This window comes from Rheinheimera sp. (genome assembly GCF_965283995.1).
Lineage (GTDB): Bacteria > Pseudomonadota > Gammaproteobacteria > Enterobacterales > Alteromonadaceae > Pararheinheimera.
Genome location: NZ_CBDIQG010000001.1, coordinates 4,347,596 through 4,370,796, shown reverse-complemented (window position 1 = coordinate 4,370,796; position 23,201 = coordinate 4,347,596). Strand labels below are relative to the sequence as shown.

Annotated in this window: 19 protein-coding genes; 1 reads left to right on the top strand and 18 read right to left on the bottom strand. The window is 53.0% G+C overall.

Annotated elements, in window-relative coordinates:
• The first annotated feature begins 12 nt into the window (after positions 1–12).
• Positions 13–489: a DciA family protein gene (locus ACQ66Q_RS19270; protein ID WP_430458272.1), complete on the top strand. Its 477-nt coding sequence runs from the start codon at positions 13–15 to the stop codon at positions 487–489.
• 65 nt (positions 490–554) lie between these two features.
• On the opposite strand, the gene lpxC is transcribed toward ACQ66Q_RS19270, so the two are convergent.
• From lpxC to ACQ66Q_RS19180, 18 genes are all read right to left on the bottom strand, one after another.
• Positions 555–1,466 (bottom strand): UDP-3-O-acyl-N-acetylglucosamine deacetylase, encoded by a 912-nt coding sequence (lpxC, locus tag ACQ66Q_RS19265; RefSeq protein WP_430458571.1) that lies wholly within the window; start codon positions 1,464–1,466, stop codon positions 555–557.
• Between the two features lie 142 nt (positions 1,467–1,608).
• A complete protein-coding gene (gene ftsZ / locus ACQ66Q_RS19260; protein WP_430458271.1) occupies positions 1,609–2,823 on the bottom strand; it encodes a cell division protein FtsZ in 1,215 nt (404 codons plus the stop codon).
• A gap of 25 nt (positions 2,824–2,848) precedes the next feature.
• On the bottom strand, positions 2,849–4,084 hold the full coding sequence (gene ftsA / locus ACQ66Q_RS19255) for a cell division protein FtsA (RefSeq protein ID WP_377240715.1): 1,236 nt from the start codon (positions 4,082–4,084) through the stop codon (positions 2,849–2,851).
• On the bottom strand, positions 4,081–4,842 hold the full coding sequence (locus ACQ66Q_RS19250; RefSeq protein ID WP_430458270.1) for a cell division protein FtsQ/DivIB: 762 nt from the start codon (positions 4,840–4,842) through the stop codon (positions 4,081–4,083). Before ACQ66Q_RS19250 ends, ftsA begins: the two co-directional genes overlap by 4 nt.
• Positions 4,839–5,753, bottom strand: coding sequence for a D-alanine--D-alanine ligase (locus tag ACQ66Q_RS19245; RefSeq protein ID WP_430458269.1), 915 nt, complete (start codon positions 5,751–5,753; stop codon positions 4,839–4,841). Before ACQ66Q_RS19245 ends, ACQ66Q_RS19250 begins: the two co-directional genes overlap by 4 nt.
• Positions 5,750–7,171, bottom strand: a complete 1,422-nt coding sequence (gene murC / locus ACQ66Q_RS19240; protein ID WP_430458268.1) for a UDP-N-acetylmuramate--L-alanine ligase — start codon at positions 7,169–7,171, stop codon at positions 5,750–5,752. Before murC ends, ACQ66Q_RS19245 begins: the two co-directional genes overlap by 4 nt.
• 37 nt (positions 7,172–7,208) lie before the next feature.
• Positions 7,209–8,324, bottom strand: a complete 1,116-nt coding sequence (gene murG / locus ACQ66Q_RS19235) for an undecaprenyldiphospho-muramoylpentapeptide beta-N-acetylglucosaminyltransferase (RefSeq protein WP_430458267.1) — start codon at positions 8,322–8,324, stop codon at positions 7,209–7,211.
• Entirely contained in the window at positions 8,317–9,516 is a 1,200-nt protein-coding gene (gene ftsW, locus ACQ66Q_RS19230) for a putative lipid II flippase FtsW (RefSeq protein WP_430458266.1), read from the bottom strand. The genes murG and ftsW overlap by 8 nt, the downstream gene beginning before the upstream one ends.
• Positions 9,513–10,847, bottom strand: a complete 1,335-nt coding sequence (murD, locus tag ACQ66Q_RS19225) for a UDP-N-acetylmuramoyl-L-alanine--D-glutamate ligase (RefSeq protein WP_430458265.1) — start codon at positions 10,845–10,847, stop codon at positions 9,513–9,515. Before murD ends, ftsW begins: the two co-directional genes overlap by 4 nt.
• A 20-nt stretch (positions 10,848–10,867) precedes the next feature.
• A complete protein-coding gene (gene mraY / locus ACQ66Q_RS19220) occupies positions 10,868–11,950 on the bottom strand; it encodes a phospho-N-acetylmuramoyl-pentapeptide-transferase (RefSeq protein ID WP_430458264.1) in 1,083 nt (360 codons plus the stop codon).
• The gene (locus tag ACQ66Q_RS19215; protein ID WP_430458263.1) at positions 11,944–13,320 is read right to left on the bottom strand and encodes a UDP-N-acetylmuramoyl-tripeptide--D-alanyl-D-alanine ligase; all 1,377 of its coding nucleotides are present in this window, start codon (positions 13,318–13,320) and stop codon (positions 11,944–11,946) included. The genes mraY and ACQ66Q_RS19215 overlap by 7 nt, the downstream gene beginning before the upstream one ends.
• Entirely contained in the window at positions 13,320–14,831 is a 1,512-nt protein-coding gene (locus ACQ66Q_RS19210) for a UDP-N-acetylmuramoyl-L-alanyl-D-glutamate--2,6-diaminopimelate ligase (RefSeq protein ID WP_430458262.1), read from the bottom strand. The genes ACQ66Q_RS19215 and ACQ66Q_RS19210 overlap by 1 nt, the downstream gene beginning before the upstream one ends.
• Complete coding sequence (locus tag ACQ66Q_RS19205; RefSeq protein WP_377240695.1) at positions 14,821–16,566, bottom strand: penicillin-binding transpeptidase domain-containing protein; 1,746 nt, start codon at positions 16,564–16,566, stop codon at positions 14,821–14,823. The genes ACQ66Q_RS19210 and ACQ66Q_RS19205 overlap by 11 nt, the downstream gene beginning before the upstream one ends.
• A complete protein-coding gene (ftsL, locus tag ACQ66Q_RS19200; protein WP_208933185.1) occupies positions 16,563–16,871 on the bottom strand; it encodes a cell division protein FtsL in 309 nt (102 codons plus the stop codon). Before ftsL ends, ACQ66Q_RS19205 begins: the two co-directional genes overlap by 4 nt.
• The gene (gene rsmH / locus ACQ66Q_RS19195) at positions 16,868–17,836 is read right to left on the bottom strand and encodes a 16S rRNA (cytosine(1402)-N(4))-methyltransferase RsmH (RefSeq protein WP_430458261.1); all 969 of its coding nucleotides are present in this window, start codon (positions 17,834–17,836) and stop codon (positions 16,868–16,870) included. The genes ftsL and rsmH overlap by 4 nt, the downstream gene beginning before the upstream one ends.
• The gene (gene mraZ, locus ACQ66Q_RS19190) at positions 17,833–18,303 is read right to left on the bottom strand and encodes a division/cell wall cluster transcriptional repressor MraZ (protein WP_208933183.1); all 471 of its coding nucleotides are present in this window, start codon (positions 18,301–18,303) and stop codon (positions 17,833–17,835) included. Before mraZ ends, rsmH begins: the two co-directional genes overlap by 4 nt.
• Positions 18,304–18,831: 528 nt before the next feature.
• On the bottom strand, positions 18,832–19,923 hold the full coding sequence (locus ACQ66Q_RS19185; protein WP_430458260.1) for an efflux RND transporter periplasmic adaptor subunit: 1,092 nt from the start codon (positions 19,921–19,923) through the stop codon (positions 18,832–18,834).
• On the bottom strand, positions 19,910–22,996 hold the full coding sequence (locus ACQ66Q_RS19180) for an efflux RND transporter permease subunit (RefSeq protein WP_430458259.1): 3,087 nt from the start codon (positions 22,994–22,996) through the stop codon (positions 19,910–19,912). The genes ACQ66Q_RS19185 and ACQ66Q_RS19180 overlap by 14 nt, the downstream gene beginning before the upstream one ends.
• Between the last annotated feature and the right edge of the window lie 205 nt (positions 22,997–23,201).

Here is a 23,201-nt window from a genome sequence, read left to right as displayed (position 1 = left end):
TGTGTTTTTGTTATGGCCCGCTATTCGCGCAAACCGGTCGACCTGATGACGCTGTTGCAACAAAACCCTGTGTACCAGGGGCAACAGCAAGCAGATATAGTGCGACACCTTAATACCGAATTAATGCAGATTCTGCAACTGGAAAAGCTGACTTTCTGTAAGGTGAACCGGGTTCAGGCCGGCCGGGTACAAATTATGTGCAGTTCTGCAAGCTGGGCAGTGAGCCTCAAGATGCAGAACGGCGACATTCTAACGAAATTCCGCCAGAATGTCCTGCCTGAATGTATGGGCATTGATATTGAAGTGAATCCTAATCTGGATTTACGTTATCAGACTTTGAATCCAGCCGCCGCAGACCAGCCAGCCGCACGTCAAATCAGTGAACAAGCCGCAGGTTATTTGTTAGCGAGTGCCGAGAATGCTGACCCAATACTGGCAGATAAATTACGTAAACTGGCGGCATTGGCCCAAGCCGGCAAAAAGCCCTAACGGGCTGACCGTCATCAAAAACAAAAGGCGACCGAAGTCGCCTTTTTGTTGAAATCCTATCCGGTTTACGCCAGTTGCGGTGCCAGATAAGAAATTGGCAACTGTGCCGGTTTGTCGAAGGTGACAAACTCCCAGTTTTCCTGATTGGCTAATACCGCGCACAACAGCTGATTGTTCAGCGCATGACCGGTTTTATAGGCTTTGAACTCACCCAAAATGCTGTAACCGGCCATATATAAATCGCCGATCGCATCCAGAATTTTGTGTTTGATAAATTCGTCGTCGTAGCGCAAACCATCCTGATTCAGCACGCGGAACTCATCCAGTACCACAGCGTTATCAAAACTACCACCTAACGCCAGATTGTTCGCCCGCAGGTATTCAATATCCTGCAGAAAACCAAAAGTGCGTGCACGGCTGATGTCTTTGATAAAACCAGCAGCAGAGAAATCAACTTTCATATGCTGACGGGTTTCAGCGATGACCGGGTGGTCAAAGTCGATCGCGAAATCGATACGAAAACCGTGGTGCGGCTTAAACTCAGCCCACTTGTCGCCATCTTCAACGCGCACGGATTTCTTAATGCGGATAAATTTTTTCGCCAGTTTCTGTTCAGAAACGCCAGCTTCCAGCAGCAGGTACACAAACGGATTGGCGCTGCCATCCATGATCGGGATCTCGGCGGAATCAACCTCAACAACGAGGTTATCAATACCGAGGCCGGCGACCGCCGCCATCAGGTGTTCAGTCGTCGATAACCGGACGCCCTGAGGATTAATCAGACAGGTACACATCACTGTGTCACCCACCAGTTCTGGTGCGACTTTAAAGTCGACCACCGGGTTCAGATCGACACGACGGAACACAATTCCTGTGTTGTCAGGCGCAGGTCGGAGAGTAAGCGTAACCTTTTCGCCTTTGTGTAAACCCACTCCGATGGAGCTGATGGTCTTCGTGATAGTGCGTTGTTTAATCATCATTTTTTCCTGTTCAAAAACTGAACAATCCCAAACGGCGGCGAAGCATAGCATATGTTAACAAACTTGCCAATGCTACAGGTCCGACTTCAGACTAGCTTTAAAGCTGAAAGTTTCAGCTTATATCCAACGATTTTTTCGATTAATCGGCTTGCTTGCGCAGGAAGGCCGGAATGTCGAAAATATCAATATTGGCTTTGTTATCGGCCTGTGGTTTGCTTTGTGGTGCTTCCACTGCCGCCATTGCTGGCTGCGCATCACGCATTTCACGGGCCGTGTTACCGGCGTGGCCATATACGCTGCCGCCATGACCATAACCCGAAGGCGAGCCAGCGCTGTAACCACCGCGTACTGGCTCGGCACGGTGATGACCATGCACCAGGCTGATATCAGGACGACGCTCTGCGCCAATACCGGTTGCAACCACAGTCACGCGCAGCTCATCTGACATTTCTGGATCAATGACCGCACCAACAACAACAGTCGCATTCTCAGACGCGAACGCTTTGACGGCGTTACCGACAATCTCAAATTCTTCGATGGTCAGATCTAAACCAGCAGTGATGTTGACCAGAATGCCTTTCGCACCTGACAGGTCGATGTCTTCCAGCAGTGGGCTGGAGATCGCTTGTTCGGCAGCTTCTTCGGCACGATCCGGACCAGAGGCACGGCCAGTACCCATCATCGCAGTGCCCATTTCTGACATCACGGTACGCACGTCGGCGAAGTCGACGTTGATAAGACCAGGACGCGTGATCAGTTCAGCAATACCCTGCACCGCACCAAGCAGCACGTTATTGGCGGCTTTAAATGCATCGAGCAGGCTGGTGCCTTTGCCGAGGACTTTTAATAATTTATCGTTTGGAATAGTGATCAAAGAATCGACATGTTTTGCCAGTTCATTGATGCCTTCGTCCGCATAATTTGAGCGCTTCTTGCCTTCGAACGGGAATGGCTTGGTCACGACAGCAACAGTCAGAATACCCAGCTCTTTGGCCACTTGTGCGACGATTGGCGCAGCACCAGTACCAGTACCACCGCCCATACCGGCAGCGATAAACACCATATCCGCGCCCATGATGGTCTTTTTGATGGTGTCACGGTCTTCTTCAGCCGAACGACGACCGACGTCCGGGTTTGCACCGGCACCTAAACCTTTGGTGACGTTAGCGCCCAGCTGCAGCGTCACATTCGCGGACGAATTACGCAGTGCCTGCGCGTCCGTGTTGGCGGCAATAAATTCCACCCCTTCAATGTTGCTGGCAACCATGTATTCGACAGCGTTACCGCCACCGCCACCGACGCCAACCACTTTGATGACAGCTTCTTCGCTGTGGTTTTCCATTAACTCAAACATGTTGCTCTCTCCGTTTTACGCTTACTCAAAACTCGCCTTTAAACCAGCTGGTCAGTTTTTTCACAAAACCACCAACCGACTCCCGTGCCGCCACTGCTTTTTTCTGCTGGGCACGTGCATCTTTGCCATACAATAACAGACCGACCACACTGGCATAAGCCGGGTCGTTCACATACTCGGTCAAACCGGTAATATTGGCCGGGAAACCCAACCGCACCGGCATCTGGAAAATATCTTCGGCAAATTCGACCGCACCTTCCATCTTGGCGGTGCCGCCGGTCAGTACCACGCCGGCAGCAATTTGCTCTTCCAGACCACTGGCGCGGATCTCTTCCACCACCAGTTCAAATAATTCCTGATAACGCGGCTCAACCACTTCAGCCAGCGTGTGACGTGACATGCTGCGGGCTGGACGACCGCCGACGCTTGGCACTTCAATGTTTTCTTCTTTGCCAACCATGCTGCGCAGCGCACAGGCATATTGAATTTTAATATCTTCAGCATGACCAATCGGTGTGCGGAAGATCTTGGCGATGTCGCTGGTAACCTGGTTTCCGGCCACCGGGATCACTGCGGTGTGACGCAGCGCGCCATTGGTATAAATCGAAATATCGATAGTGCCGCCGCCCATATCGACCACACAAACACCCAGCTCTTTTTCATCTTCGGTCAGGATGGCAAAGCTTGACGCCAGCGAGCTGAATATCAGCTGATCAACATGTAGACTGCAGCGCTCGACGCATTTTTCAATATTTTTCGCCATATCGTTGGCGCAAGTGATGATGTGCGCCTTGGCTTCCATCCGCACGCCAGACATGCCAATCGGGCTTTTGATGCCTTCCTGCATGTCGACCGAAAATTCCTGCGGCAGTACATGTAATAAACGACGTTCTGCTGAAATCGGCACCGATTTGGCGGCGTGGATCACATTCGCCACATCTTCTGCGGTCACTTCAGTGTCGTTGATCGGCACCATACCACTTTCGTTCTGACAGCGGATATGTTTACCGGTAATGCCTAAATACACGGAAGACACCCGACAATCGGCCATCAGTTCAGCTTCATCGATGGCGCGTTGCACCGATTGCACCACCAGATTCAGATCGTTAACACCACCTTTATCCATACCGCGGGCAATGTGCGTACCGACGCCGACAATCGCCAGCTGGTTATCTGCGGTGATCTCACCGACGACGGCTTTAATTTGCGAGGTGCCGATATCTAAGCCAACAATCAGATCCCGATCTAACGACTTGGTCATGCTTTTCTCTTTTCCGTTATCACCGGAGGCGCGTACTGCACCGCCAATCCTGTGTCATACCGTAAATCGACTTGTACTATCGCTTCCGGTTTATGTTTTACCACCAACGGATACAGGTCGATAAATCGCTGTACCCGTTTTAATGTATCTTCGCGGCCCAATTTCAGGGCGATACCGTTACTCAGCTGCACTTCCCAGGCAAAACGCTCAGTGACCGATAAGCCTGCGGCATCAAACTGATGTAACGCCAACAGTGCCTGCACTTTACCGTACATACTCAGTGCGTCCTGCTCTGCCCCTTCCGGGCCAAACAGTTTTGGCAATGAAGCCTGCAGTTGTTCCAGCGGCGCGCGGAACACTTCGCCGCGTTTGTTCAGCAGATAGTCTTTGTTCCAGATCGCCACCGGGCTATGTTCAGTCACCACTACTACCAGAGTACCGGGCCACTGTTTGCGCACTGCCACTTGATGTACCCACGGCTGTTGCTGCAAAAAAGCGGCGACTTCGTCGACATCCAGTTTGAAATAGTTGCCAACCAGATGCTGTTGCAACTTGCTGTGCAGTTGCCCCGGCTGGATATGGCCGAAATCACCGTAGAGTTTCACTTGTTTGATCGGAGCCGTCTGCTGGTGCTGTACCCAGTGACTGACCTTGATCCCAAACCAGATAACTAAGGCTACTGCGCAGAGAAAAAACACCACTCCACCGACAAATGCCGGCGTGTAAGGCGTTTTCTGGCTCTGACGCAATGCTTTCATAGCGCCTGCTCTAAAATTCTTGCCACAAGCTGCTCAAAGCTGTAACCGGCAGCACGGGCAGCCATCGGCACCAGTGATTTTTCGGTCATGCCCGGCACCGTATTCACTTCCAGCAAGCGGAACTGACCGTCACTGTCGAGCATCGCATCGACCCGGCCCCAGCCGCTGGCACCGACCGCTTTAAAAGCGGCCATCGCCGATTGTTGCAGGCTGGCTGTTTGTTCAGCGCTGATTGGCGCCGGACACAGATATTCAGTGCTGTTCGACTGATATTTGGCTTCGTAATCATAAAAAGCCCGCGGCGTGCGCATTTCAATCACCGGCAGTGCCTGACCGTCCAGCATTGACACGGTAAATTCACGTCCGTTGATCCACTGCTCGACTAACACAGCGTCATCATATTCAAACGCCAGCGCTAACGCCTGTTCCAGCTCTGCTGCCGTAGTGGCCGCAGACATACCGATACTGGAACCTTCATTGGCCGGCTTAACCATCACTTTGCCATTGAGCTCGGCCAGCATTGCGGCGTAATCAATGTCGTCGCCTTTTTGTGCGACGCGAAATGGCGCTGTCGGTAAGCCATGCGCGCTGAACAGAAACTTGCAACGAATTTTGTCCATCGCCAGGGCAGAACCCAATACACCAGAACCGGTATACGGCATATCATGCAGTTGCAGCGCGCCCTGCATGGTGCCATCTTCACCACCGCGGCCATGCAATACAATAAATACCCGGTCAAAAGCCTGAGTTTCCAGCGCACTGAGCGGTTGGTCTTTTGGATCAAAAGCGTGTGCATCAATGCCTTGTGCCTGTAATGCTTTGAGCACTGCAGCACCCGACTTTAACGACACTTCCCGTTCTGCGGAAGTGCCACCAAACATCACAGCGACTTTGCCAAATTTACTGCTCATGATGCTCTCCCGGCACTTTGTTTCATCAATTCGATATTCAATTGCTGTGCGGCCAGCTGTTTCGCCAGTGCACCGATATTCCCGGCGCCCTGCGTCATCAGCACATCGCCGTCCTGCAGTACATCCGCTAAAGCTGCCGGTAAGTCGGCTGGTGTCGCGACATAGATCGGGTCAAGCTGACCACGGGCCCGAATGCTGCGGCATAAGCTGCGGCTGTCAGCGCCAGCGATGGCCGCTTCACCGGCACTGTAGACTTCAAGTAACAACAGGCTGTCGACTGTCGACAGCACCTTGGCAAAATCTTCGTATAAATCGCGGGTGCGGGTGTAACGGTGTGGCTGATAAGCCATTACCAAACGGCGTGTTGGCCAGGCATTGCGCGCGGCCGCAACTGTCGCCGCCACTTCACTCGGATGGTGGCCATAATCGTCAACTAACAGCACTTTGCCACGACCGGTGTCAAACTCACCATACTGCTGGAAGCGACGACCGATACCTTCAAATTTACTGAATGCCGATAAGATGGCTGCTTCGGCAACCCCTTCATCCTGCGCCATGGCAAATGCAGCGGTGGCGTTTAACGCGTTGTGACGGCCCGCCAGGTTTAATTCGATGCTACGGCTCTGTTTGGCCGGATCTGTCACGACAAAATGCGTTCTGGTACCGGACTGACTGAAATCACTGATGCGATAGTCCGCATCGTCGCTAAATCCATAAGTGATCACAGTGCGGCCAATCCGCGGCATCAGTTCGCGGAGTACCGGGTCATCGATACACAGCACTACAGCGCCGTAAAATGGCAGGTTGTGGCAGAACTCCAGGTACGTTGATTTCATTTTCTCGAAATCACCCTGGTAGGTTTCCATATGGTCCGGTTCGATATTGGTAATAATGGCGGCCATCGGCTGCAGATGCAGGAAAGACGCATCACTTTCATCGGCTTCAGCAATCAGGTAACGACCTGTGCCCAAGCGTGCATTGGTGCCGGCTGAATTTAATAAACCACCAATGACAAAAGTCGGATCTGCACCGGCTTCAGCGAAAATTGACGATACCAGGCTGGTCGTCGTCGTTTTGCCATGGGTTCCGGCGATGGCGATGCCATGACGATACCGCATCAGTTCGGCCAGCATTTGCGCGCGGCGCACCACTGGGATGCGTTGTTCCAGCGCCGCATTCACTTCCGGATTGTCCGTTTTGATTGCACTGGAGACCACAACCACGCTGGCGCCCCGGATATTCTCCGCTGCATGACCAAACTTGATTTCAGCGCCCAATGACGTCAGGCGTTCGACTACCGGATTCGGGCCCAAGTCTGAGCCAGAGATTTTGTAACCTTCATTGAGCAGGACTTCGGCGATACCACCCATCCCTGCACCACCAATCCCGACAAAATGAATGCAATCAACACGTCGCATTGCAGTTTTTTCCGGGTGCATGGTTTTCATTATCATATTAATTCACACCTGTCAGACGTCGACAAACAACTGCAACCTGCTCGGCTGCATCGTCGATGGCACAAGAACGTGCCAGTTGTGCCATGTGCGCCAGTGGAGTCTTATCTGACAACCAGCTTTGCAGCAGCGGCACTAATGTTTCCGGTTTTAATTCAGCCTGAGGCAGCAATAACGCGGCCTGTTTCGATACCAACACACTGGCGTTTGCCGTCTGATGGTCATCGATTGCAGTCGGCAGCGGCACAAACAGCGCAGCCACTCCGACACAAGCCACTTCACTGACAGTCAGCGCGCCGGCACGGCAAATCACCAGATCAGCCCAACGATACGCTTCGGCCATATCGTCAATAAAAGCAGTGACTTGCACTTCAAGATTTGCCGGCTTGGTGGCATATGCCAATTCGGTTTGCGCCAGTTCAAATTGCCCGGTCTGATGGCGCACCTTGATCTGGCCAGAAGCCGCGGCCTGCTTCAGGATCGGCGGTAAGACCTGATTAAAAACCCTGGCTCCTAAACTACCACCGACGATCAAAATATTTAAGCTTTTCTGCAAATAATTCTGCGGATTTAAGCCGATCAGCGCCTGGCGTACCGGATTTCCCAACACAAGTCGCTGTGGCAGATTGGAAAAGGCTTGTGGGAACGCGACCAGCACCTGATCGGCGATCCGCGCCAACAGTTTATTCGTTGTTCCGGCCACGGCATTTTGCTCATGGATCACCAGCGGAATGCCATCGAGCCAGGCCGCCAAACCACCGGGACCACTGGCGTAGCCACCAAAACCAAGTACCAGACTGGGCCGTAGTTGCTTCACCAGCGAGCGGGCCTGAGCGACTGAACGCCATAACATCCATGGCGCCTGCAACAGCGAGCGCCAGCCTTTGCCACGTAATCCGGCAACACTGATCGTGTGCAGCGGGTAACCAAATTCCGGCACCAGGCGCGCTTCCATCCGATCTGCAGTACCGAGCCAGTGCACAACCCAACCATCAGCAGCCAACACATCGGCTACGGCGCGCGCCGGAAAAATATGACCACCGGTACCACCGGCCATGATCAGTACTGTCGGCCTCAGCGCGTTCGCCGGAACCTCCGGCATAGAGAGTTCAGGCATGAACGCCTCCGCTGATCGCATGTTTACCTTTGAGGCGTACTTCAAAATCGATTCTGAGCACAATCGCAGCTGCCACCAGCATAATCACCAGACTACTACCGCCAGAGCTGACAAATGGCAGCGTCAGGCCTTTCGTTGGCAAAGCACCGGTCGCAACACCGATATTGACGAAGGTCTGACAGCCAATCCAAATCGCGATGGAATACGCCAGAAAGCCATGAAAACTCATGCCTTTTTGCACCGCGCGTTTCCCAATCCACAGGGCTCGCACCAGCATCAGAAATAACAAGCCACCAACAGTGATGACGCCCAATAAGCCGGTTTCCTCTGCGATGATTGCGAGTATAAAATCGGTATGTGCCTCCGGCAGGTACTCCAGCTTTTGTACCGAATTTCCGAGGCCCTGGCCGGACAAACCACCGCGGCCAAAGGCCATCAGCGATTGCGTCAGCTGGTAACCGCTGCCAAACGGGTCAGCCCAGGGGTCCAGAAACGCGGTCACCCGTCGCCAGCGGTATTCGCTGTAGACAATCAATACCGCCATCGATGCAAGGCCGGTCAGGATCAAACCAAAAAACTGCCAAAGCTTGGCACCGGCTAAAAACAATAGCACCACGCTGGTGCCGAACATCACAATCACGGTGCCTAAGTCGGGCTGCATCAGCAGTAACACCGCAAACACAAATAACACCAACAACGGTTTTAAAAAGCCTTTAAAGTTTTCGATGACCTCTTCATGCCGGCGCACCAGATAACTCGACAGGTAGATAAAAAAGAATAATTTAGCCGGTTCTGCTGCCTGAATACCAATAGGACCAACATAGAGCCAGCGGGTACTGCCGTTGACGTTACGGCCAAAAGCCAATACGGCGATAAGCCCGAGGATCCCCAGCACCAACAACACCATACTGCCCTGCAACCAGCGGTCTATCGGCACATTCAGCGCTAGATAAGCACAGCCAATGCCGATCACGATATACACCAGATGACGGATAGCATAATGCAGCGGGTCACCAAATAACCGTTCCGCCACCGGCACTGAGGCGCTGGTCACCATAACAAAACCAATACCGAGCAACAGGATCATCAGCGTAAAGAAAAAACGGTCATAACTGACGCCATCTTCCGCCCGCCACCAGTCGACCCAATGTTCGATTAACTGATCGCCCTGCTGCACTAACCACGCTTTCATTTGATCACCTGCTGCACAGCATCAGCGAATAAACGGCCGCGTTCTTCGTAATTTTTAAACATATCGAGGCTGGCACAAGCCGGCGATAACAACACCATGTCACCGGCGCGGGCCAGTGCCGCAGCCTGTTTAACCGCAGCCGTCAGATCGGCCACTTCGATGCTGCCGGGCACTAATGCCGCTATGGCCGGACCATCGCGTCCAAGCGTGATCACCTCATCAACCTGTTGCCGTAAGACCGTTGATAACTCCGTAAAATCAACGCCTTTACCGTCGCCACCGGCGATCAGAATTAACTTGCCCGGTACATCAGCACGCAGGCCTGCGATCGCCGCCAGCGTCGCGCCGACATTGGTCGCCTTGGAATCATTGACCCAACGTACACCGGCATGGTCAGCCACCAAAGCACAACGATGCGGTAACGGCTGATAGGTTTTTAACGCCTGTACCAGCGCCTCGCGGCTGCAACCGACCGCCAACGCTAAGGCACAGGACGCCAAGGCGTTAAATTGATTATGCCGGCCAACCATCGACATCTGGGCTACCGGTAACAAAGCGGCACCGTCGACCAGCAGCCAGGTTTCGCCCTGCTGTTGCACCAGACCATAACCATCCTGCGGTTGTTGCAGGTTCAGGCCGATCTGTGGCGCTGCACAACCGAGCGGACGAGTCAGTGGATCTTCGGCGTTGTAGATCGCCACATCGGTATGCAGGAAAATCCGTTGTTTGGCCGCGGTATAGGCGGCCATCGTGCCGTGACGGTCGAGATGATCTTCCGTCACATTCAGATTGGCAGCAGCACGCAGTTTTAAACTATGTGTGGTGTCGAGCTGAAAACTGGAAAGCTCCAATACGTAAACTTTCGCGTCGGTTCTTTCCAGCGCATCGAGCACGGCCAGACCGATATTCCCTGCAGCTAAGGCATTGATCCCACTACAATTGAGCATATGTTCGGTCAGCTTAGTGACCGTCGATTTGCCGTTTGAGCCTGTGACTGCCACCACCGGCTTTTCATTGCAAAGGGCAAATAACTCCACATCGCCCATCAGCTGAGCGCCTTGTGCTGTGGCAAAACGGATCGCCGGATGGCTGGTATCAAGGCCCGGACTTACCAGCAGCACATCCATCCGCGCCAGCCGGTTCGCATCCAGTTCACCAAAATAAATGCCATCGACTTTTTCCGCCGGAATGGTCTCGATGCCCGCGACTTTTAAGCGGGTATCCATCAACACCGGCTTGACGCCTTGTTTCAGCAAAAAACGCACAGTAGCAAGCCCGGTCACCCCAAGCCCAATTACCGCTACTCTTTTGCCCTGAAACAGCTTTGTCATGCGGGAATTTTCCTTTTGCGTTAACGCAGTTTTAAGGTCGCTAAACCAATCAGCACAAAAATAATCGACAGGATCCAGAAGCGTACAATCACGCGCGGTTCCGGCCAGCCTTTTAATTCATAATGGTGGTGAATAGGCGCCATGCGGAAGATGCGCTGGCCGCGTAATTTGTAAGAACCGACTTGCAGGATCACCGACATCGTTTCGATGACAAAAATACCACCCATCACAATCAGCACAATTTCCTGCCGCACCAGCACTGCAATCACGCCCAGCAATGCGCCTAAGGCTAAAGAGCCCACGTCGCCCATAAACACTTGTGCCGGATAGGTGTTAAACCATAAAAAGCCAAGGCCGGCGCCGACCATACTGGTACAGACCACCACTAGTTCTGAAGTTAAAGGTAAATGTGGGATATTCAGATAGTTGGCGAACACCGCATTACCACTGACATAAGCAATGATGGCAAATGCCGCCGCGACCATCACGGTCGGCACTATGGCAAGACCGTCCAGACCATCGGTCAGGTTCACCGCGTTGGAAAAACCGACCATGACAAAATAAGTGGTAACGAGGAAAAACAGCCCAAGCTGCGGCAATACGTCTTTGACAAAAGGCACCAGTAAAGCTGTTTCCGCCGGCCGTTCTGCGGTGACATACAGGAAAATCGCCGTCACCAGCGCAAACACCGATTGCCAGAAATATTTCCAGCGCGCGATTAAGCCTTTTGGGTCTTTGCGGATGACTTTGCGGTAGTCGTCGATAAAACCAATCCAGCCGTATGCGACCAGCACAAACAACACTACCCAAACGTATTTATTACTCAGGTCGGCCCACAGCAGTGTGCTGATACCGATTGAACCTAAAATCAGCAAACCGCCCATAGTCGGAGTGCCTTTTTTAGAAAAATGGCTCTCCGGCCCGTCATTGCGCACGGTCTGGCCGATTTGCAGACGTTGCAATGCAGCAATCAGTTTCGGGCCGAAATACAGACTCAGCAATAAAGCGGTCAGTACGCCAAGAATGGCGCGGAACGTCAGATAGCTGAAGACGTTAAAAGCATTGATATATTGAGTCAGAAACTCGGCTAACCAAACTAACATGCGCGTGTCTCCTGCTGACATCTTTCTAGCAAGTCCTGAACGACTAATTCCATCCGGGCGCTGCGCGAGCCTTTGACCAGAATGGATACTTCTTCTTTGTGCTGTAACAAGGTATGCAATTTGGCCAGCAGATGATCGCGGGAACTGAAATGCGCGCCTTGCTGATGGAATAGCTCGCTGGCGTTCTGTGACAACACGCCTAAAGTGAACAGTCCATTAATTCCCGCCTGTTTGGCATGGATACCCACTTCTTCGTGGTAAATCCGTGCGTCCGGGCCCAATTCGCCCATATCCCCCAGTACCAGATAACGCTGACCGCCATAAGAGGCCAGTAAATCAATGGCCGCTTTAGCTGATTCCACATTGGCATTGTAGGTATCGTCGATAATGCGCAGTCCGGCTTTTGGCTGATAAACGTTAATGCGGCCTTTGACCGGCTGCATTGCAGCGAGGCCAAGCTGCACGTCAGTCAGACTGGCACCGAGTGCCAGCGCTGCGGCGGTGGCTGCTAAGGCATTATGCACATTGTGTTTGCCCGGCAACGTCAACTGAATAAAGCAGTGACCTTGCGGCGAATGTAACTCAAAACCGGCACAGCCTTCGGCGTCCAGTTCGATATTATCGGCATAAATATCAGCAAGTTGGGTGGCACTAAAGCTCTGCACGTTTAAGTGCTGAACCTTAGGTAACCAATAACCATAATAGTCAGAATCCAGCGGCAGGATCGCGGTACCGCCGGCAGATAAACCACTGTATATTTCACCTTTGGCACGGGCGACACCAAAAATATCGCCAAAGCCTTCAATATGCGCCGGAGCGACTATGGTAATCATCGCGACATCCGGTTTCACCAGCGAGCTGGTATAAGCAATTTCACCTAAGTGATTGGCGCCGAGCTCCATCACAGCAAAATTGTGGCTTTCGTTCAGCCGCAATAAGGTCAGCGGTACGCCGATCTCGTTATTAAAATTGCCGGCTGTCGCCAGCACGTTGCCAATGCGCGATAAAATCGCGGCAATCATTTCTTTGACCGTGGTTTTACCAACGCTGCCGGTCACTGCAACAGTTTTCAGCTGCAGCTTACTTTTAACCAGTGCACCTAACTGACCTAACGCCAGCCGGGTATCCGCCACTATTAATTGTGGGACCGGCACATCCAGGTGCCGGGTCACCACCAGCGCACAGGCTCCTTTATTCACAACTTCTTCGGCAAACTTATGGCCGTCAAAATTCGGCCCTTGCAGGGCAATAAATAAATCACCGGGCGCGATGTGCCGGCTGTCCGTACTGACGCTGTTAATTGCAACATCAGCACCGACTAAGCGGGCCGATAACGCTGTAGCTATTTCACTGGCCATTAATGTGATCATCAGCTCATCTCCGCCAATAAATCATTGATAAATTTACGTTCGTCATAGTCCCGTACGATATTTCCCAATACCTGATAACTCTCGTGGCCTTTACCGGCCACCAGGATCATGTCATGCGCGTGGGCTTCAATCAGGGCCAGTTTAATGGCGGATTCCCGATCAGGTTCGATCTGGCAGTTGGCGCCGGTTTGCATACCGGCAGCAATGTCTTTACAGATATCGAGTACAGCTTCAGTGCGGGGGTTGTCAGCGGTAATGATAACATGATCCGCGTGCTGTTCGGCGATTTGTCCCATTAAAGGTCGTTTGCCTTTGTCGCGATCGCCACCACAGCCAAATACACACCAGATCCGGCCACGGCTTTGTTGCCGCAGTGCCTGCAAGCTTTGTTTCAGTGCATCAGGTGTATGCGCATAATCCACCACCAGCGACACATGGTCGGGAAAATGCCACAGTTCCATCCGGCCGGCGACCGCTTTGAGTTTTTTCACGGCGTCAACAATGGCAGACAGTTTGTGGCCGCACTGTAATAACGCGCCAACTGCGGCCAGCACGTTTTGTACGTTAAATTCAGCCAGTAACGGAATTTGTAAATCGAAGTCACCCAGATGACTGTGCAGGCGCAGCTGAAAACCTTTGCCGTCTGAGCGCAGGTGGTCATAGCCCAAATATTGTGGATAACCGGCACAATCAGCCAGACGGCCATAGACCAGCACCGGTACTTCGCATGCAGTAGCCAGAGTTTTGCCAAAGTCGTCAGTCACGTTAATCACCGCGGTCTGACATTGCTCTGCACGAAACAGCTGTGCTTTGGCAGCGCCATAAGCTTCCATCGTGCCGTGGTAGTCCAGATGATCACGGCTTAAATTAGTAAACACCGCGACTTTAAACTGCAGACCGGCCACGCGCTGTTGCACCAGTGCATGCGAGGATACTTCCATCGCACTGCGCAAACGACCTTGCTCGCAAAATCCATAAAAAATGCGATGTAAATCAACCAGATGAGGCGTGGTATTTTGTAACGGCGTCAGCGACTGATATGAACCATAACCCAAAGTGCCAATGACCGCAGCCGGCTTGCCAAGCAAGTCAGACAGCTGATTCACAAAAATCGCTGTACTGGATTTACCGTTGGTGCCGGTGATACCAATCAGTTCCAGCCGCTGGGCGGCATCCTGATAAAAACTGCTGACCAGCGCCGGTAACACAGTCAGCAAATCCGGCCAGACACAGACCTGTGGTTCCAGTTCAAGACCGGCGTCGCTGTCAGCCAGACTATCGGTCAGGATCAGCGCAGCTCCGCTATTAATAGCCTGACGGATATAGCGGTTGCCATGACCACCGACACCGGGCAGCGCGAGAAAAATATCACCATTTTTCAGATGTTTAGAATTGTACTGCAGATCTGCAGTGGCAGTTATTTCTGGCAGCTTCTCTAACGCACAAAGCGACTGCCCTGCGGCAGTCGCTTTGAACGGAGTCAACCAGCGCTGGAGTCGGTTAACCTGCATCGGGACCTCCGGTCACCTTGGTAATACGGCTGTCATTGCCATCAGGTGGTAAATTCAGCAGTTGCATCGCAGCTCCCATCACAGTGCTGAACACCGGAGCCGCCACTTCACCGCCATAATAATAATCACCGCTGGGTTCGTTAATAATCACTACACAGGCCAGGCGTGGGCTGGAGATCGGCCCAATACCGGCGAATGAACCGATATAGTCATTACCATAACCACCGGCAATGGCTTTTTTCGCAGTCCCTGTTTTACCGCCAACGCGGTAACCCGGTACGCGGGCTTTAGTTGCTGTACCGCCTTTTTCTGTCACTTGTTCCAGCATCTCAACCATGGCGTCGGCATATTGTTCCGAAACCACTTGTTTACCGGCTGGTGGCTGGTCAGATTTTAACAGCGTGAGTGGACGGACAACGCCACCATTAGCAATCGCCGAATACATTTTAGCCAGTTGTACTGCAGTCACAGACAAGCCGTAACCAAAAGATAAAGTAGCGCGTTCATGATCAGACCAGCGCGCGCGTTCACGCAACATACCAGCACTTTCACCGACCAGGCCAAGACCGGTATCAGAACCAATCCCCATGTCGTAATACATATCAAGCAGTTCTTCGTGCGGCATGCCGAGCGCCAGGCGGGTCACGCCAATGTTAGATGACTTGCGCATAATACCGGTCAGATCCAGATCGCCATAACCATTGGTGTCCTGCACCCGTCGGCCGCCGACCATAATGGTGCCGTGGCCGGTCGCAATGACGGTATTCATATTAGCAGTGCCATTTTCCAGTGCAGCTAAGACTGGCAACGGCTTAATGGTTGAACCCGGCTCAAAAGTGTCGGTGATGGCCCTGTTACGGAAACGGTGTACCGCAGTATTCTTGCGGTTATTTGGGTTATACGACGGACTATTCACCATCGCCAACACTTCACCGGTATGCACATCGACCAGCACCAGCGAGCCTGAGGCTGCACCAAAGGTCAGCACGGCTTTTTTCAATTCGCGATAAGCCACCGCCTGGATCCGCTGATCAATCGACAGCTGTAAATTGCGGGATGCTGTGGCGTCTTCCTGCTCCAGCACTTCAATTTCGCGGCCTTTGGCATCTTTACGCACCAGCTTACGACCCGGCGTGCCTTTTAAAATACTGTCAAACTGCCGCTCGACACCTTCCACGCCGTGATCGTCAACGTTGGTGAAACCAAGGATATGCGCGGTGACTTCACCTGATGGGTAATAACGTTTAGATTCCTGCTTGAAATAAACACCCGGCACTTTGAGTTTGCGGATGTAATCTACAGTCGCAGGACTGGCCTGACGCTGCAGATAGACATAACGTTTTTTCTTATCGCTGGCGATTTTCTTGGTCAGTTCTTCCGGTGTCACCTGCAGCATTTCTGCTAAGGCATGCCAGCGGCGCTGATCTTTATTGGCACCGGCTTCAATCACCATTTTTGAGTCGGCATAAATCGATTCAACCGGCACGCTGACGGCCAGCTCTTCGCCATTCCGGTCGGTGATCATGCCGCGCAGTACATCGTCCGACTTGACGCGCAATGAGCGTAAGTCGCCCTGGGCAATCAGTTTGTCCGGCTCAATCACCTGTAAATAAGCGGCACGCGCAATTAATCCAACAAATACGGTGGACAGTGTCAGCACGACAAAAGCAAAACGCCAGCTGATTAAAGTGGGTTGTTTGCGGCTCTTTGCCTGACGGCCGTTGCTCTTTCTCATGGTTCATCCACCACTATATCTTGCTGTCCCAGCGGACGAACCATCAGCAGCTGTTTCTTTGCCAGCTCTTCAACGCGGCTATGTTCAGACAAAGCACGCTGTTCGACCAATAAATTGCGCCATTCCATATCCAGCGCATCCCGTTGTTGAAATAATTTGTCCTGGCTAATCGTCAGCTGCCGGTTCATATGCGTCAGCTCAATCACCGCCAGTGCCGACCCCATAGCGCCTATCAACAGCAGGATCACCAGCTTGTGCTGGGCTAAATCCTGCAGGATCAGGCGATTGAGCCGAATCGCACTCATGCTTTAGCCTTTGGCGAGCTTGCCGCCATGCGCTCTGCCACCCGAAGCACCGCACTGCGTGACCGTGGATTGGCGGCGAGTTCCGCATCCGACGGCATCATCGCTTTGCCAATCAGCTTCAGAGCCAAGTCCTGACGCATTTGCGCTTCGGTCAGCACAATGCCTTTAGGCAGTTGTGCCGGCTTGCTGTGTTTGCGCATAAATTGTTTAACCAACCGGTCTTCCAGTGAATGGAAGCTAATCACGGCCAGACGTCCACCCGGTTTTAACACCGTCAAAGCCGCTTCCAGCGCCTGATTGACCTGTTCCAGCTCACTGTTGATATAAATGCGAATGCCCTGAAAACTGCGGGTGGCCGGGTGTTTTTTCTCTTTAAAACTTTTTGGCACGACACGGGCGATTAACGCCGCCAGCTGTGCAGTGCGGGTAAAAGGTTCAGTGGCGCGGGCTTCAACGATCGCATTGGCGATCTTCCAGGCGAATTTCTCTTCACCGTATTCGCGCAGCACAAAAGTGATGTCTTCGACGTCGGCTTTGGCCAGCCAGGCGGCTGCGGAAATACCCGAGGTTGGGTCCATCCGCATGTCTAAAGGACCGTCGCGCATAAAACTAAAACCGCGTTCAGCATCATCCAGTTGCGGTGATGACACGCCTAAATCCAATAAAATGCCATCGACTGCACCGGTGATTTGCTGGTCTGCAGCCACAGTGGCCAATTCAGCAAAAGCACAATGACTGATATGAAAACGCGCGTCTTTGGCGAACTCATCGGCGGCAGCTGCAGCAATGGCTGACGGGTCACGGTCAATAGCAAACAAGCGACCTGCTGGACCCAGCTGGCTTAACACCACCCGGCTATGCCCTCCCCTGCCAAAGGTGCCGTCGACATAAATGCCGTCTGGCTGAATGGCGAGGCCTTCGATGGTCTCGGTTAACAAGACTGAAATGTGTGCGGGCTGGCTCATAAGGACAAATCCATTAAACGTTCTGACAGCTCGGCATCACCGGCCTGGGCAAGTTCCTGTTCAGCAGCCATGTCTTCAGCAACGCGCTGATGCCAGGTCTCTTCATCCCAGATCTCAAATTTGTTCAGTTGTCCCACCAGGCGCAAGCCTTTGCTTAAGTGCGCATGGGAGCGCAGCGTGGCGGGCAGCAGAATGCGGCCGTTTTTGTCCATTTCACAATCGGTGGCATGGCCCAATAACAGTCGTTTTAAGCGTTGTTCTTGTGGGTTAAAGCTCGACAGCCGTTTAAGCTTCTCTTCGATTTCTTCCCATTCGGACAATGGATACAGCAGTAAGCAGGGATCTTTATGGTCGATCGTACAGATCAATTGGCCGCTGGCGTCAGATAACAACAGGTCACGGTAACGCGTTGGCAGCGTCAACCGACCCTTGTCGTCCAGGCTCAGAGCAAAAGACCCACGAAACATGAATTGATCCCACTTGATTATTATTTGATCCGTAGAAGATCCACACTGACCCACAATCTTCCACAATGTCACAGTTTAGGGCTGCAAATTCAGCATTGTCAAGGCGAAACCCCACTGGATCGATCGAATAAGATCCAATAAAAATGCGGCTTGCGGCCAAGGTGGGAAAAAAGGGGGAAAAAGTGGGAGAAAAATCCACGTTTAAGCAGATCAACAGGAAAAAGTGCCGCGTAACTAGTCGCAACAGACAGTGGCAGCGAATAGATTCGTTTGGCTGTCCAGCCATCCGTGTCCCGTATTACCCTCAGTGCAATAGCGACATCGGGTGATGGACGCCACGTGGTGGCCTGCGGGCTGCGCTTGCCGCTACCTAAGATTTGGCATTATGGTTCGGGGGAATGGAGTTGTTGGACGTCACACGTTGGGCATCACATGCTGGACGTCACACGTTGGGCATCACATGCTGGACGTCACATGCTGGGCGTCACACGCCCAATGCGATGGGCGTGGACGCCAAAACATCTTGTTTTATTGCACGCCGGCGCGACTGCCGGCCAGTTTAAACTCTTCGTTACTGAGCACACGCACAGCCGCGCCATCGGTCAACGTATCCGCGCCGCGAACCACCAGCTGGTCACCACTGCTAATCGCACCTTCAACCTGCAGCCACTCTCCCTGGCCTTGGCCTAATACCACTTTGACCTGCTGTGCTTTATTGCCGGCCACTTTAAATACCGTATGTTGTTGCTGCGCCAATACCAGCGCGTCACGGTGGATCACCAGGCTATCACGCGCGACAGCAGTGGGAATGCCGACGCTGACCAACTGGCCGACCTGAAAACCGCTGCCACCGGCCTGCAGCCGCAGTTCAAACGTCTGCGAACGGTTGTCCGATACCGGGATCGTCGATTGCACTTGCAGCGAACGCTGGCCCTGCTGATCAAACACACTGACCTGCTGGCCCGGCTGTATATAAGCCGCATACTGCAGCGGCGCATAGACCCGCACTTCCAGCTGTGCCAGATTCACCAGTTGCAATAATGGCGCACTGCGGCTGATCTCTTCGCCAATTTGATGAAAACGCTGGCTGACCACACCGTCAAACGGCGCCTTTAATTCAGCCCGGTTCAACTGATCCTGTAATTGCGCCAAAGACGCCTGGCTCAGTTCGATATCCGCCCGCGCCAGATCGGCTTCTGCCTGCGTTTGGTCGACTAGTGTTTGCGACACCAGCGCTTTGCTGAGCAAACTGCGTTGGCGCGTCAATTCTTTATCCAGCCGCTGCGACTGAATATGCGAGCGTTTCAGCTGCGCCTGTAACTCCGCAGCACGTAGTTGCAGCGGTTTTAGATCCAGCCGCGCCAGCACAGCGCCGGCCTGCACCTGCTGACCGGGTTCTGCGATCCAGTCCAGCCGGCCATCCACGCCAGTACTTAAATTCGACTGGTACTTACTTTGCACCTGACCGGAGACCATCATGGTCGGCGCGATTTGCATGGTCCGCACCGCAGCAGTGCTGACCACTCTGGCTGCAGCCTGCTCCTGCGCATGCAATGCAGGTGCTGTCAGCACAGCACCAAACAACAGGCTTAACAGTAATTTTTTCTCAGGCAATTTCATCAGCAACCTCGGCAACATCAACTTGTTTTTCCCGGCGTTTGGCGGGCAAAGCCTGCAACATCGCAGGTACTAAAATCAGACTAAACAGCATACTGAATGTCATGCCACCAACAATGACAATGGCCAGACCGCGATAGATTTCGGTACCCACGCCAGGGATCAGTGCCAGCGGCAGCATGCCAAAAATGCTGGTCAGGGTACTCATAAAAATCGGCCGCGCACGAATTTGTACTGCAAATTCAATCGCCTCCAACTGCGCCATGCCAAGCTGCAACGACTGGCGATACTGCTCTACCAGCAAAATCGCATTGTTGACGACCAGCCCAAGCAAGATGATAAAGCCGATCATTGTCAGTAAATCCAGCGACTGAAAGACAAAGAGATTCAGTAGTTTCAGGCCAATCACACCGCCAACCAGCGCCATTGGCATCGTCAACAGCACCAGCAAGCTGTCACGTGCCGATTTAAACAGTGCCGCCATCAGTAAAAACAGAATCATTACGGCAACAACAAAGTTGGCCAGCATCGAATGCATGGCTTTTTCCAGCCGGTCGGCACTGCCGCGAAATTGCACTGTCATGTCGTTACCATGCTGGTTGCGTAATGGTTGCACTATGTCCTGTTGCAACACATTGACCACATCTTCCAGCGCCATCGTTGCCGGCGGCGACACCTGCAAACTGACCGTGCGCAGGCCATTAACGCGTAATAACGTGGTTGGGCCGACCGTGCGCTGCATCTGTGTCAACTGGCCCAACGTCTGCACACCGGCTTGTTGGGTGAAGATTGGCGTGGCTTGCAATTGCTCCGGATTGTCCCATGGGAGCGCGCGCAGAATAATGTCCATCCGCTCGTTGCCGTCAAATTGTTCACCGACATAAATCCCGTCCGTCACCGCGCGAATGGCGGTTGCTACCGAAAAGCGGTCAATGCCGGCCTGCGCAATATTGTGCTCATCCGGCAGGATGCGCAGCTCCGGTTGATTCTGCTGTAAGCCCGGTTCGGCCTGCACGTTGGCGCCCGGCAGCTTTTGTTCGATCAGCGTTTTTGCAGCAGCAGCCTGTGCCATCAGGAAGTCGGTGTCCGGCCCCTGAAAATCAACAAACATCTCCCGGCCCGAGTTAAAACCAAAATTCAGCAGACTGGCGCGGAAACTAAAGGACTCGGTATCCGGCAGGTCTTTTAAGATTTCCGTGCGTAACAAGGTCATCATATCGTCAACCGCCCGCGGGTCTTCCGGATAGACAAACAACACGTTAAAGGCAGAGAACATCGACAGGTTGTAGCCTTTGATCGCCGGATATTTTTTCTCTTCGTAATAAGGTTGCAGCCGTTTGACCAATAACTGGCCAATTTCCTGCTCCATCACTTTGATATTGCCACCCGGCGGCAAGGTAAAACCGGTAAAAATACCGTCACCATTGGCTTGCGGCAGGAAATCGGCTTTGGGCAATAACAACATCATCAGCAACACGGCACCTGGCACTAAAGCCAGTGACCAGCCGATGGCGCGGCTTTTGCCTTTGGTCAACTGCATCACCCATTGCGCCAGTTGGGTCCAGCGCGCTGCCAATGGGTCGGCTTTGATGTCACCGGCTTTAAACCACAGCATGGTGCAAACCGGTAACAGCGTCAGCGCCACCAGCATCGAGGCCGAGATCGACACGGCGAGCGTCAGCGCCAAATCGTAAAACAGCTGACCCTCGACCCCCTGCATATAAAGCACCGGCAGGAAAATCGCCACAGTCGTCGCCGTGGACGCTAACAAAGCACCACCGACTTGCCGGCAACCAAGTTTAATCGCGGCTCCAAGCGCCAGTCCCTGTTGCATCAGCCGGACAATGTTCTCTTGCACCACAATCGCCGCATCGAGCACCATGCCCACGGCAAAGGCGAGGCCCGCCAGCGAAATGACGTTCAGGCTGCGGCCAAATGCCTGCAACACGACAAAAGCAATCAGCAAGCAGACCGGAATGGTCAGACCGATAAGCGCGGTAGCCTTCCAGCCGCGCAAGAAGATGTACAGAATGCCAAGACTGAGTGCGACGCCAAGCCACAGGTTAGAATTGACCAGTGCAATGGCGCGGCGGATATGAATAGAAGCGTCAAAGCTCAGCTCCATTTCCAGTTGTTTTGGCGCCAAAATGTCGCGATTCAGCTCAACAATGGCTTTATTCACTTCATCCAGAATCGCGACAGTGTTGGAATTCTCGCCGCGCTCCAGCGTCAGATAATAAGCCGGCAGGCCGTTGCGTTTGGTAAAGCCATTGATTTCCGGATAACCCAACTCAACTTCGGCGATTTCCTGCAAATACACCGGCCGGCCCTGATTGTAAGAGACAATCATCTGGGCGTAATCGGCAGGTTCAAACTGGCCTTCAAACCGCACTGTGTATTGCCGGCGACCGACCTCGGCAAAACCACCAGACATATTCACTGAGCGGCTGATACTGCTTTGCAGTTGTTCAATACCGATGCCCAATGCCGCCATTTTGTAAGGATCAAAAGTGATATGCAGTTCACGCGGCAAATCTGACGCCAGCTCGACACTGCTGACACCCGGGATCGCGCGCAGACGCGGCCCGACGTTGTCGCGGATTAGTTTCAGGTAAGGGCCAAAATCATCGCCGGCTTGCGGGTTCATTTGTTTAATCAGAATCGAGGCGACATTGCCGCGCCCGCTGCCCACACTAATTTGCGGCTCTGCTGCTTCGCGTGGTCGCGGCGGCGCCTGATTCAATGCGTTGATGACATCCAGCATAGCGCGCTGCATATCCTGACCGACTTCAAAAGTCAGTGAAATTGAGCCATAACCCTGGCCGACATTACTTTGGATCTCAACCACGCCGGGTACATTGCGCAGGGTATTTTCCTGCGGTTCGATAATAGTGGCTTCCATCTCCTGCGGCGCTGCAGCCCGCCAGCCATTATTGATAAAGATTTGTGGCCGGTCTAAATCCGGCAGCAACTGAATAGGCAGTTTGTAAAACGCCAGCAGGCCAAATAACACAATCAGGCAGACCAGCACAAAGGTGGCTGCTGGGTTTTTGCAGGCCGCTCGCGTCAAATTCATCGCTTATCATCCACAACTGTCATGCGCCGAGTATATGAGCCCACCTTGAAATTCCCAGCAAAAACTGGGACGGAAGAGGGATTAAATGCAACAAAATATTAAGTTGGGTGCTTCGTCGTATTCTGTCTGTCATTGACCGCAGGCCACATGTGTTTATTACCTTCAGTCGGCTCAGCCCGCGGCTTCAATGCACGGACGCAGTGCA

What these genes read in the sequence shown, in the direction of transcription:
- ACQ66Q_RS19270 (WP_430458272.1), top strand. Translation starts at nt 13, where the DNA reads ATGGCCCGCTATTCGCGCAAACCGGTCGACCTGATGACGCTGTTGCAA.
- lpxC (WP_430458571.1), bottom strand. Translation starts at nt 1,466, where the DNA reads ATGATTAAACAACGCACTATCACGAAGACCATCAGCTCCATCGGAGTG.
- ftsZ (WP_430458271.1), bottom strand. Translation starts at nt 2,823, where the DNA reads ATGTTTGAGTTAATGGAAAACCACAGCGAAGAAGCTGTCATCAAAGTG.
- ftsA (WP_377240715.1), bottom strand. Translation starts at nt 4,084, where the DNA reads ATGACCAAGTCGTTAGATCGGGATCTGATTGTTGGCTTAGATATCGGC.
- ACQ66Q_RS19250 (WP_430458270.1), bottom strand. Translation starts at nt 4,842, where the DNA reads ATGAAAGCATTGCGTCAGAGCCAGAAAACGCCTTACACGCCGGCATTT.
- ACQ66Q_RS19245 (WP_430458269.1), bottom strand. Translation starts at nt 5,753, where the DNA reads ATGAGCAGTAAATTTGGCAAAGTCGCTGTGATGTTTGGTGGCACTTCC.
- murC (WP_430458268.1), bottom strand. Translation starts at nt 7,171, where the DNA reads ATGCGACGTGTTGATTGCATTCATTTTGTCGGGATTGGTGGTGCAGGG.
- murG (WP_430458267.1), bottom strand. Translation starts at nt 8,324, where the DNA reads ATGCCTGAACTCTCTATGCCGGAGGTTCCGGCGAACGCGCTGAGGCCG.
- ftsW (WP_430458266.1), bottom strand. Translation starts at nt 9,516, where the DNA reads ATGAAAGCGTGGTTAGTGCAGCAGGGCGATCAGTTAATCGAACATTGG.
- murD (WP_430458265.1), bottom strand. Translation starts at nt 10,847, where the DNA reads ATGACAAAGCTGTTTCAGGGCAAAAGAGTAGCGGTAATTGGGCTTGGG.
- mraY (WP_430458264.1), bottom strand. Translation starts at nt 11,950, where the DNA reads ATGTTAGTTTGGTTAGCCGAGTTTCTGACTCAATATATCAATGCTTTT.
- ACQ66Q_RS19215 (WP_430458263.1), bottom strand. Translation starts at nt 13,320, where the DNA reads ATGATCACATTAATGGCCAGTGAAATAGCTACAGCGTTATCGGCCCGC.
- ACQ66Q_RS19210 (WP_430458262.1), bottom strand. Translation starts at nt 14,831, where the DNA reads ATGCAGGTTAACCGACTCCAGCGCTGGTTGACTCCGTTCAAAGCGACT.
- ACQ66Q_RS19205 (WP_377240695.1), bottom strand. Translation starts at nt 16,566, where the DNA reads ATGAGAAAGAGCAACGGCCGTCAGGCAAAGAGCCGCAAACAACCCACT.
- ftsL (WP_208933185.1), bottom strand. Translation starts at nt 16,871, where the DNA reads ATGAGTGCGATTCGGCTCAATCGCCTGATCCTGCAGGATTTAGCCCAG.
- rsmH (WP_430458261.1), bottom strand. Translation starts at nt 17,836, where the DNA reads ATGAGCCAGCCCGCACACATTTCAGTCTTGTTAACCGAGACCATCGAA.
- mraZ (WP_208933183.1), bottom strand. Translation starts at nt 18,303, where the DNA reads ATGTTTCGTGGGTCTTTTGCTCTGAGCCTGGACGACAAGGGTCGGTTG.
- ACQ66Q_RS19185 (WP_430458260.1), bottom strand. Translation starts at nt 19,923, where the DNA reads ATGAAATTGCCTGAGAAAAAATTACTGTTAAGCCTGTTGTTTGGTGCT.
- ACQ66Q_RS19180 (WP_430458259.1), bottom strand. Translation starts at nt 22,996, where the DNA reads ATGAATTTGACGCGAGCGGCCTGCAAAAACCCAGCAGCCACCTTTGTG.